Raw genomic sequence first — 8,560 nt, 5'->3', positions numbered from 1 at the left:
GGCGGCGAATTGGTCGAACTCGACCTCGGGGGGCGTATTGAGGATCGCGTAGCGGTGCAAAGCTGCCGAACGGGCCTTCTCGGCCTCAGGTGAACCTGGAGAGCCGTGGGATGCGTGTGGGTCTTGATCACGCTCAACGACAAGAGACACGGCTTGCCCCACCGCGATTTGAATTCATTGTTCAGTAACATGCGATATCGGCTTGGATATTCCACCTCTAAATGAAAAGAACGAGAGGCGGCAGAACTCTCCGGGCTACCCGTTCCTTCTTCTTTCCCGGTCGTGGTCCTCATGGGCGTGCTCTTCGATCGCGGCACCGGCATCTACGCGGCTATCCTCTCCAGCATTCTCGCCACCTGGCTCTTCGTGCCGAGGCTTGGCAGCCTGGAATTCGATCCATCGGTGGATCTCCTGGCCACCGGCGTCTACCTCGCGATCACGCTCCTCGTGGCCTGCCTGATGGAGGCGCTGCACGTCACATTGGCCGCGGTCGCGCGGTCGCGCCAACAACTGGCGATCGACGCACAGAGGCTGGCGGAGGCCAACCGGCGGCTCGCCACCAGCGACGCCGAGAGGGAAGTCCTGCTGCGCGAGGCGATCCACCACGCCCGCAACGACCTCCAGCGGCTCGCGGCCACCTTACACCTCCAGATTGCCATGGCGGACGACACCACATCCGCACGCGAGGCCCCCGATGGCCTTTCAGGCCGCCAGGCGGTTCCGCCGCATCCGCAACGTGACGATCAGCCCTTCTGCCGACCAGTCGAAGGCGATGCTGCCGCCGAGCTGATGCGCCATGCTGCGCCGGATGAGCTCGCTACCGTAGCCGGCCGGAGCGGAGGGCTCAACGACCGGCGGGCCGCCCCGTTCGATCCAGACGAGGACGACATCTTCGTCCGGGGCAGTGCACCCCAGGTCGAGCGTGCCGCTCTCCGCCGAAAGCGCGCCGTACTTCAGGGAGTTCGTCGCCAACTCATGCACCACGAGGGCGAGGGTCGTGGCGGCCGCCGCGCCGATGTCCATCCGCGGCACCGAGACCCGGATGCGCCCCGAGGCGCCGTCGGTATCGTCGTAGGCCTGCAGCAGCACCGCCAGCAGGTCGCCAAGCAGCGCCGCCTCCACCGGACGGCCGCCCCTCGGGCGAACAAGGTCATGGGCACGCCCCAGAGCGGTCAGCCGCTTCGTGAGATCCTTTGCCATGTCCGCCGTCGTCGCCGCCGAGCGCGACGTGATCTGGGCCAGCTGCGACGCGACAAACAGCAGGTTCTTGACCCGGTGGCTCATTTCACCGGCCAGGAGCTGATTGGCTTCCTCGGCCTGCTTGCGTCCGGTCACGTCGAGGAAGATGCCGCGCATGACATCGTGCCGGATATCCGCATCATTGCCCTGACCGCGCGCGGAGACCCACCGGATGTCATCGCCGGACAGAATGCGGAAATCGATCTCGTACGGTCCCACAATCGCCCGCGTCGAGGTAAAAGCTGCCCGCACCCTGTCGAGATCCCTCGGATGGATCTTCGCGGACAGGTCGGCGAAGGTTGCCACGCCCCCCTCCTGCAAATCCCACAGCGCGTAGGCGCGCCTGTCCATGGCAATCTCGTCGCTCTCGACGTTCCACCACCACAGACCGACGCCGGCGGCATCTATGGCGGCGTGCAGGTGCTCCGGATCCCAATCCAGCGTGCGTGATCGTGTAGACATCAAAAGGTTGCGTTCTCGTGCTTCCTGTGAGGATGACCTGGGGTAACCGTCGCCAGCTAATCGGTTCTGCAGCGCTTCAAACTTCGGGACACCAAACGGTTATCATCTTGGGAACACTTCCGCGAGCGTTTCCTCGGCCAGCAACGCGTCGTCGGGACGGTCCGTGGGCTTGGTCTCAGCAGGCATGGGTCACCTCACAAGGGCTCCTACCCTATGGAGGGAACATGGTCCTCTGGCCGGAGATCGGATAAAGGCGGCTTCCTCTCTTCTGCCCGGCCGCGGGGGATGGTGGCTCCGCAAACAGCAGAGACCACTGGGCTTGTGCGGCGGGAAGAGGAGCGTCCACGACCGTGGTGCCGGCCATCGACCAGCGGCAATCTCCCGCGTTCATTCCGGCACCCGTTGTTATTCCCGCACCCTGCCTTTCGCTTCGCCGCCTTTTGAGGCTTGGTCCGATCACCAACCAGCTGAAATTGCACTATTCCTTCTTCCGCACCCCCTCTCCCGCACCCGCCATTCCCGCACCCATTCCCGCGGCTTTTCGGCCTTCGCGAGGGTGCGGGAATAGGAATAGGCGCGCGGGAACATGGCGCAGGTAACTCGTTATCAGGCCGGTGCGTGGGCCCGGCTCCGCTTCACGATCCCGGCCACCGTGTTCTTGCTCAACCCCACCTCGCGGCCAATGAGGCGATAGCTCTGGCCCTCGGCGATGAGGGCGAGGACCCTTGGCGCGAGGCGGTCCGACTTCGGCCGCTGCCCGGGCTGCCGGCCGAGCCGCTTGCCGCGCGCCTTGGCCGCGGCGATGCCGGAGCGGATGCGCTCCTGCGTCAGCTCGCGCTCGAACTCGGCGACGCCGGCGAGCACGGTCGCCATCATCCGCCCGTGCGGCGTCGAGAGGTCGAAGGCCATGCCGTTCAGCGCGACGAGCGAGACGCGCTGCGCTTCCAGCTCGCGCAGCGTCGCCAGCAGGTCGGTCGTGCTGCGGCCCCAACGCGACAGCTCGGTCACCAGCACCGCGTCGATCTCGCGCCGCTGCGCAAGAGCCATCACCTTCCGCCGCTCGGCGCGGTCGAGCCGGACGCCGGAAGCGGTCTCCTTGAACACCCCGACCACCTCGTAGCCGGCCCGGGCAGCAAAGGCGGCGAGATCCCGCTCCTGCCGCGCACAGGACTGGTCGGCGGTCGAGACCCGGCAGTAGAGGGCGGCGCGCTGTCCCACTTGAACTCTCCCTGCTCAGCGGGCCGCAAGCCGCTGTTCCGGCTATGCCCTGAACCGTAGCAACCAGTCTATACCTCAACTGGGACAACCTGCACGCTGGAGACGGCTCGCGCTCGCCAGACGCAGAAATCCAGTTCTGGCCGGCGGCGGCTCGTCCACTTTTCGGCGTGGCACTGGGGATCGCCTTGAGCGGCAGGCGGGGTTCGACTGAGGCGGCAGGGCGAATTTTACCGCGGTGACGCAAGAGACCGCACTGTCACGCGTTGTGCGTCCTTCACCCGACAGGTTGATCCATGACGCCCCTGAACCCCCGCCTCCTCGATACCGGCAGCCCGCCCATTCCCGAGATCCAGGACTGGGGTGCCCGCTATGTCGGCCAGGATGGCCTGCTGAACATGTGCCAAGCCGTGCCGTCGCATCCGCCGGCGCCCGGCATGCTCGAGCGCCTGGCTCGTGCGGCGGGGGATCCTGCCTGTGCCACCTATGGTCCGATCATGGGCGATGCCGCGCTGCGGGAAGCCTATGTCGCCGATCTCGGCGCGCTGTACGGGGGCCGGCCCGACGCGTCGGAGGTGGCCATCACCGCCGGCTGCAACCAGGCCTACTTCGTAGCCATGATGGCCCTGGCCCAGCGTGGCGACGCGGTCCTGCTGCCTACGCCCTGGTACTTCAACCACAGCATGACGCTCGACATGCTCGGGATCGAGCCGCGCCCGCTGCCGTGTCGGGCAGAGCAAGGCTTCGTGCCCGATCCAGAGGAGGCGGCCACGCTGCTCGACCAGCGGGTGCGGGCTATCGTGCTCGTCACGCCCAACAACCCGACCGGCGCGATCTACCCGCCCGAGGTGATCGCCCGCTTCCACGCCCTGTGCCGGGAGCGCGGGATCTGGCTGGTGCTGGACGAAACCTACCGGGACTTCCTGCCGCCGCGCCAGGACCGGCCGCACGGGCTGCTCGCAGGCGACACCTGGCCGGAGAACCTCGTGCAGCTCCACAGCTTCTCCAAGTCCTTCGCCATTCCGGGACACCGGCTCGGCGCCCTCGGCGCGCCCGCCGCGCTGTTTCAGGAACTCGGCAAGGTGATGGATTGCGTGCAGATTTGCGCGGGGCGGGCGGGGCAGGCCGCGTTGGCGTGGGGGCTTGGGGCGCTGTCGGCGTGGCGGGCAGCGAATCGCGGGGAGATGCAGGTCAGGGGAGCAAGCGTCCGTGCCGCCTTTTCCCGCCTGCCGGGCTGGGAGCTGCAATCGCTCGGGGCCTACTTCGCCTACGTGCGACACCCTTTCGGCGAGACCTCCGCCTGGCACGTGGCGGAGCGGCTGGCATCTGAACAAGGGCTGATGTGCCTGCCTGGCCCGGCCTTTGCCGGGGAGGAGGCGCACCTGCGCATCGCGTTCGCCAACGTGGAAGCCGCCGGCATCGTGTCGATGGAGGAGCGGCTGCGGGCGGCATCCGGCTGACCTTGGCCGGACTCGCGCCGGCCCTCCAAACGGTGCCCGCCGGCGCTCGGTGGGTGTCGGTCAAGCCAGCGGTAGGCCCTTCGCCTCAGCATCGGCCAGGCTGCCGCCGATACCCTGAGCCGCACACGCGGCTTCCACCTCGCGTATCAGGGCGTCGAGGTCGGCGACCATCCGCCGCGCCTGGCCGCGCAGCCTTTGCCCGGCGATGGCCTCGGCGCTGCGGCGCCGAGGTTTGGCTTGGGGCGGAAGAGGGTCGCTCACTTTCGACCCCCCCTCCCCCGCTTCACCGTGCCCGCGATCACCGCCTGCCCGCCTTCCTGCACGGTGACGTGCTGCACCGTGACAGTCTGCCGGCCGCCGTTCCGCAGCCGATCCAGGGTGAGTGCGCCGCGTTGCGAGCATTCGAGCACCCGCGCCGCCGCCCTCGCCATCCTGGCCGCCTCGATGCTCTGCATCTGCTGTCGCTCTAGTTCGACCAGCCACACGCGGTGGCGTCACCTTGAGGTCGCCTTCCTGCCGAACGAGGTTTGAGCCGCGCGAGCGAGCGAGGACGCAGGAGTCGAGCCAGGCGCCGCCGGTGAATTCGGTTGGGAAGTCGTCTACTCCTGCGGCTCCTCGGCAAGCTCCGCCACCCAGGCCGGCAGCGGCTCGCCCAGGACGCGGAACACCCCATTCGCCAAGTTCCAAAGATGTACCTCATCGCCACTCGGGTGGCGTGAGTGCCAGAGCAACACCTGGGCCTGGGCCAATAGGCCGGCGGGGGTGGTGACGTGTGCCTGCGTGATTGCAGCCATTCGCTCGTGATAGCCTGTGGCGCTGGCAGAATAGGTTTCGATTTCGCGGTGATCTGCAGCGGACCAGGGCCTGACCATGTCGCAGAAATGGACCAACTTCAGCTCTTTCGCCTCTTCATCTGCAATAAACTTCTCTGCAAGCCGCACCACCTCGCTGTCCCCTGTCGCCGCCGTGACGCTGCCTGCCAAGAGGTTGCCGTTGGACGGATCCAAGGCGGCAAGGTTCGTGTCGGGCATGATGCGGTCTCCCCAATGGCCGCGTTGCACTCAGGCCGGGTGGAGCATGCTTGTCCCGCCGGTATTTTACCTTAAGGGTTACTTACTGCCAGGCGCAACGCGGGATATGTCCCAAGCCGCCACAACCTCTAATTGCTCTCGCGGCGTACGGCCGGAATTGCTGATGGGCGCCGCCTCGCCGCAGCATGCGCCGATGGTGGACTTCATCGAGGGCGCAACGGACGACCTCGTCGAGCTGGTGCAGGTGTTCTCTACCATCAACGATCCGCGCCGCCGCAGCGCCCTGCTGGCCTTCGCCCGCGCCGTTGCCCGCGGCCAGCCGCTACAGGCCGCCGGCCAAACCACGGAATAGCGGCCTACCCGGTCAGCTTCAGACGGAGGTCAGGCTAACTTTTCGGGACGCCGAGCCCAGCAACCTCAGACGAGCAACTCGACGCCGCACTCGGCCGACATGCGGCGCAGCCCGACCAGAACGGCTTCCGGCGGCGGGCCGAGCGGCGTGACGGGCTCAGTGGCCTGGCTCACCGGCTCACCGAGCGTCGAGAAGAACGCTTCGTGCTGCCGGCCGGGCCAGTTCAGGACGAGCATGGAGGCGGTCTCGGTGCCAACGTTGCGGAAGTGATGGGGAGCACCGTTCGGGATCGGCACATAGTCGCCCGGCCCGACATTCCGGACCTGGCCGTCCACGCTGAACTCGTAATGCCCCGACAGGATGTAGAAAGCCTCGTCGTCGCCCGGATGCCGGTTCGGCGGGGCGCCGGCGCCCGGCGCTGACCGAGCCTCCGTGAGGAGAAAGCGAGAGCCCTCCGACGGCTTGGCCCGGAAGGTCAGGACGTTGCCGAACAGATGGTAGCTTGGTGCGGGGTCTTGCATCGTCATCTCCTGTCTTCCGCAACGTCCCACGCCTTAGCCACGCGGGCGACTGTCAATCCGGTGAGGGACGCGGGTGGGCGTGCAATGCCCCGGGATGACCTGACTGGCGATCAGGTGATGATGGCCGCTCTGGCAGGGGGAACGCCGATGTCCACGGAACGGAACAAGCAGATCATTCGTGGCTTCATCGAGCGGGTCATCAACGATGGTGACCTGGAAGCCGCGGGAGACTACTTCGCAGAAGACGTCGTCGAGCTCGAGCCCTTTCCCGGACAGCAGCCCGGCCTTTCGGGAGTAAAGGATGTCGTGCGGGGCCTGCGGAGCGCCTTCCCGGATCTGCGCTGGACCGTGGAGGAGCAGATTGCCGAGGGCGACAAGGTCCTCACGCGCTTCGTCTGGACCGGAACGCACGAAGCCGAGTTCTTCGGGGTTTCGGCCACACGCCGCCAGGTCTCGGTCCGGGGTATGGTGATCGACCGGATCGAAGCCGCGAAGGTGAAGGATACCCGGATCCAGATGGATGTCTTTGGCCTCATGCAACAGCTCAGTGCATGATCGCGTAGCGCGTCTTGATGCCAGCTTCCGCAATGCAGGGATCAAGAGTGTTTGCCATACGAGGTCGTCATGGCGGCGCATTCCGGCAGATCCGGGAGCGGTGAGCGCGGCGAATTCGAATGGCAGCGCCGAGCACGCCAACCGCAACAGCGTGGTGCGACGGCTGCCGGAACTGCAGCGGCCCGGAACGCAAAGAGCCCCATGACCTCGCAGTGAGGCCATGGGGCTCTGGGGCGCCCTCCGCTGGGGAGGGTTGGGATGGGCGGCTACTCCGCCGTGCTGCCGAGGCGCATGCGGCCGCGGCGGAAAACCGCACGTCTATGCCGACCATTAGCGGCATTAAGGTAAGGGCCGCCGCAATGGCCTCGCCAGTGTCTAGATCGCGCCTGAACCGCGTCATGATTTTGGTGTTAAATGAGGATGAAGCGGCAGGCGCCCAACAAGGCCCGCCGCACAGGAGCCCTCACCGTGCGCTGCCTCCGCGCCCTTGTCCTGCTGCTGCCGGTGCTGCTGTTCGCGCCTGGCTGCATTGTTGCCGCCGATGTCACATCGGTGGGCGGCTACGGATATGCCCAGCCCTACTACGCACCGCCGCCGCCCCGCTACTACGCGCCGCGCCCCGTCTATCGCCCCTACTATGCCCCGGCGCCCCGCTACTACGCGCCGCCGCGTTACTACAGCCATCGTAGCTGGGGCGGGCATGATCGAGGACGCGGCTACGACCGGGGTCATTACCGGGCCCGTGGACGGGACTGGCGCTAGCCGTTCCAATTATCTGAGGTTCGCTGCCCGCAACGGCATAGCTGGAGGGACAGCGCTACGCATCGAACTGACGGTAGCTGAGCGTGCCGCGTTGACGTCGCGCCTGCGTCGCCGGAAGGTCGCCCGTGGCAATGCCGTGCGGGCCGAGATCGTGCTGCTCGTTGAACGCTGCTTCAGCAAGCTCAAGCAGTTCCGCCGTATCGCGGCTCGATACGACCAGACCGTCGATAGCTTCTCCTGCTTCGCTGCTCTCGTCTTCATGCGCTTCTGGATCAGGTTTGGCGGTGCAGCCTGATCCGCGTCGGAAAGGCGATCTACCGGCTCTGCGGTGGGAGGGAGCGCAGGTAGGCGACGATCGCCTGCAGATCGGCGGGGTCCAGGGCTGTTCAACGCTGTGCGGCATCCGGGGTGAGTCCTGGACGCCACAGGTGCTGGTAGAGCGGCGGTGACGGCTGATGGCGGGATTCCCAAGCGGGCAAACCTCTGACTCATGGAGCGGCAACCGAGGTGGAGGTTGCCGTGACCGCATTCTCGCCGCTGCTGGGCCTGCTGGAGGAGGTGCCTGACCCGCGCCGGGCGGAGGGTAAGGTCTACCGGTTGCCGCATGTGCTGCTGTTCTCGATCCTGGCCGTCGTCAGCGGCGGCAACTCGTATCGCAGCATCGCCACCTTCATCGACGTGCACCGTCGGCGCCTGAACCGGGCCTTTGGCCTGACGTGGCGGCGCGCACCGGCGCACACCGCGATCCGCTACATCCTGCAAGGCCTGGACAGGGACGCGGTGGAGGCCGCCTTCCGTCGTCACGCCAGCCGGCGACCTCGCGCCGGCCGGGGACATCCTCAACTCAGAGTAGGAGCTGTATAGAACCAATATCACCTTTGGAACCGCGCGTTGCGGCCGGCGATATATGCATGTCCTGAAGCACAAATTTTATCCTGAACTGGCCCTGGCACCCCCCGCCGG

General features: G+C 66.7%; 12 protein-coding genes and 1 pseudogene. 7 read left to right on the top strand and 6 right to left on the bottom strand.

The features are described 5' to 3' along the window. Positions 1-282 precede the first annotated feature (282 nt). Positions 283-465, top strand: a pseudogene (locus ACFHPP_RS29685) (DUF4118 domain-containing protein); the annotation flags it as partial. A gap of 237 nt (positions 466-702) precedes the next feature. Here ACFHPP_RS29685 and ACFHPP_RS29680 read toward each other — a convergent pair. Next, positions 703-1,701 (bottom strand): sensor histidine kinase, encoded by a 999-nt coding sequence (locus ACFHPP_RS29680; RefSeq protein ID WP_437166836.1) that lies wholly within the window; start codon positions 1,699-1,701, stop codon positions 703-705. Between the two features lie 606 nt (positions 1,702-2,307). After that, positions 2,308-2,919, bottom strand: coding sequence for a recombinase family protein (locus ACFHPP_RS29675; protein ID WP_437166835.1), 612 nt, complete (start codon positions 2,917-2,919; stop codon positions 2,308-2,310). A 293-nt stretch (positions 2,920-3,212) separates the two neighbouring features. Here ACFHPP_RS29675 and ACFHPP_RS29670 point away from each other — a divergent pair, with 293 nt between their 5' ends. Next, positions 3,213-4,376, top strand: coding sequence for an aminotransferase (locus ACFHPP_RS29670; protein WP_437166834.1), 1,164 nt, complete (start codon positions 3,213-3,215; stop codon positions 4,374-4,376). A 60-nt stretch (positions 4,377-4,436) separates the two neighbouring features. Here the strand turns inward: ACFHPP_RS29670 and ACFHPP_RS29665 are convergent, their stop codons facing one another. The 3 genes from ACFHPP_RS29665 to ACFHPP_RS29655 form a co-directional block, all read right to left on the bottom strand. Beyond that, positions 4,437-4,637 (bottom strand): hypothetical protein, encoded by a 201-nt coding sequence (locus tag ACFHPP_RS29665; protein WP_437166833.1) that lies wholly within the window; start codon positions 4,635-4,637, stop codon positions 4,437-4,439. Beyond that, positions 4,634-4,831, bottom strand: coding sequence for a hypothetical protein (locus ACFHPP_RS29660; RefSeq protein ID WP_437166832.1), 198 nt, complete (start codon positions 4,829-4,831; stop codon positions 4,634-4,636). The genes ACFHPP_RS29665 and ACFHPP_RS29660 overlap by 4 nt, the downstream gene beginning before the upstream one ends. 144 nt (positions 4,832-4,975) lie before the next feature. After that, positions 4,976-5,407 carry a hypothetical protein gene (locus tag ACFHPP_RS29655; protein ID WP_437166831.1) on the bottom strand — a complete coding sequence of 144 codons (432 nt, stop codon included), beginning with the start codon at positions 5,405-5,407 and terminating at the stop codon, positions 4,976-4,978. Between the two features lie 163 nt (positions 5,408-5,570). Here ACFHPP_RS29655 and ACFHPP_RS29650 point away from each other — a divergent pair, with 163 nt between their 5' ends. Further along, on the top strand, positions 5,571-5,759 hold the full coding sequence (locus tag ACFHPP_RS29650) for a hypothetical protein (protein WP_437166830.1): 189 nt from the start codon (positions 5,571-5,573) through the stop codon (positions 5,757-5,759). Positions 5,760-5,824: 65 nt separating this feature from the next. On the opposite strand, the gene ACFHPP_RS29645 is transcribed toward ACFHPP_RS29650, so the two are convergent. Beyond that, on the bottom strand, positions 5,825-6,280 hold the full coding sequence (locus ACFHPP_RS29645) for a cupin domain-containing protein (RefSeq protein WP_437166829.1): 456 nt from the start codon (positions 6,278-6,280) through the stop codon (positions 5,825-5,827). 84 nt (positions 6,281-6,364) lie between these two features. Here ACFHPP_RS29645 and ACFHPP_RS29640 point away from each other — a divergent pair, with 84 nt between their 5' ends. The 4 genes from ACFHPP_RS29640 (at position 6,365) to ACFHPP_RS29625 (ending at position 8,461) form a co-directional block, all read left to right on the top strand. Next, positions 6,365-6,835, top strand: a complete 471-nt coding sequence (locus tag ACFHPP_RS29640) for an ester cyclase (RefSeq protein ID WP_437166828.1) — start codon at positions 6,365-6,367, stop codon at positions 6,833-6,835. A 468-nt stretch (positions 6,836-7,303) separates the two neighbouring features. Continuing rightward, positions 7,304-7,597 (top strand): hypothetical protein, encoded by a 294-nt coding sequence (locus ACFHPP_RS29635; protein ID WP_437166827.1) that lies wholly within the window; start codon positions 7,304-7,306, stop codon positions 7,595-7,597. A gap of 91 nt (positions 7,598-7,688) precedes the next feature. Further along, positions 7,689-7,892 (top strand): hypothetical protein, encoded by a 204-nt coding sequence (locus ACFHPP_RS29630; RefSeq protein ID WP_437166826.1) that lies wholly within the window; start codon positions 7,689-7,691, stop codon positions 7,890-7,892. A 224-nt stretch (positions 7,893-8,116) separates the two neighbouring features. Continuing rightward, positions 8,117-8,461, top strand: a complete 345-nt coding sequence (locus ACFHPP_RS29625; protein WP_437166825.1) for a transposase family protein — start codon at positions 8,117-8,119, stop codon at positions 8,459-8,461. The last annotated feature ends 99 nt before the right edge of the window (positions 8,462-8,560 follow it).

This window comes from Falsiroseomonas sp. E2-1-a20 (assembly GCF_051433195.1).
Lineage (GTDB): Bacteria > Pseudomonadota > Alphaproteobacteria > Acetobacterales > Acetobacteraceae > Falsiroseomonas.
Note: the sequence above shows the minus strand (reverse complement) of the source record. Positions and strands in the feature narration are given on the sequence as shown.

Excerpts from the sequence above, each read along its gene's own strand:
- ACFHPP_RS29650 (WP_437166830.1), top strand. The coding sequence starts at position 5,571 with ATGGGCGCCGCCTCGCCGCAGCATGCGCCGATGGTGGACTTCATCGAG.
- ACFHPP_RS29655 (WP_437166831.1), bottom strand. The coding sequence starts at position 5,407 with ATGCCCGACACGAACCTTGCCGCCTTGGATCCGTCCAACGGCAACCTC.
- ACFHPP_RS29640 (WP_437166828.1), top strand. The coding sequence starts at position 6,365 with ATGCCCCGGGATGACCTGACTGGCGATCAGGTGATGATGGCCGCTCTG.
- ACFHPP_RS29645 (WP_437166829.1), bottom strand. The coding sequence starts at position 6,280 with ATGCAAGACCCCGCACCAAGCTACCATCTGTTCGGCAACGTCCTGACC.
- ACFHPP_RS29670 (WP_437166834.1), top strand. The coding sequence starts at position 3,213 with ATGACGCCCCTGAACCCCCGCCTCCTCGATACCGGCAGCCCGCCCATT.
- ACFHPP_RS29660 (WP_437166832.1), bottom strand. The coding sequence starts at position 4,831 with ATGCAGAGCATCGAGGCGGCCAGGATGGCGAGGGCGGCGGCGCGGGTG.
- ACFHPP_RS29680 (WP_437166836.1), bottom strand. The coding sequence starts at position 1,701 with ATGTCTACACGATCACGCACGCTGGATTGGGATCCGGAGCACCTGCAC.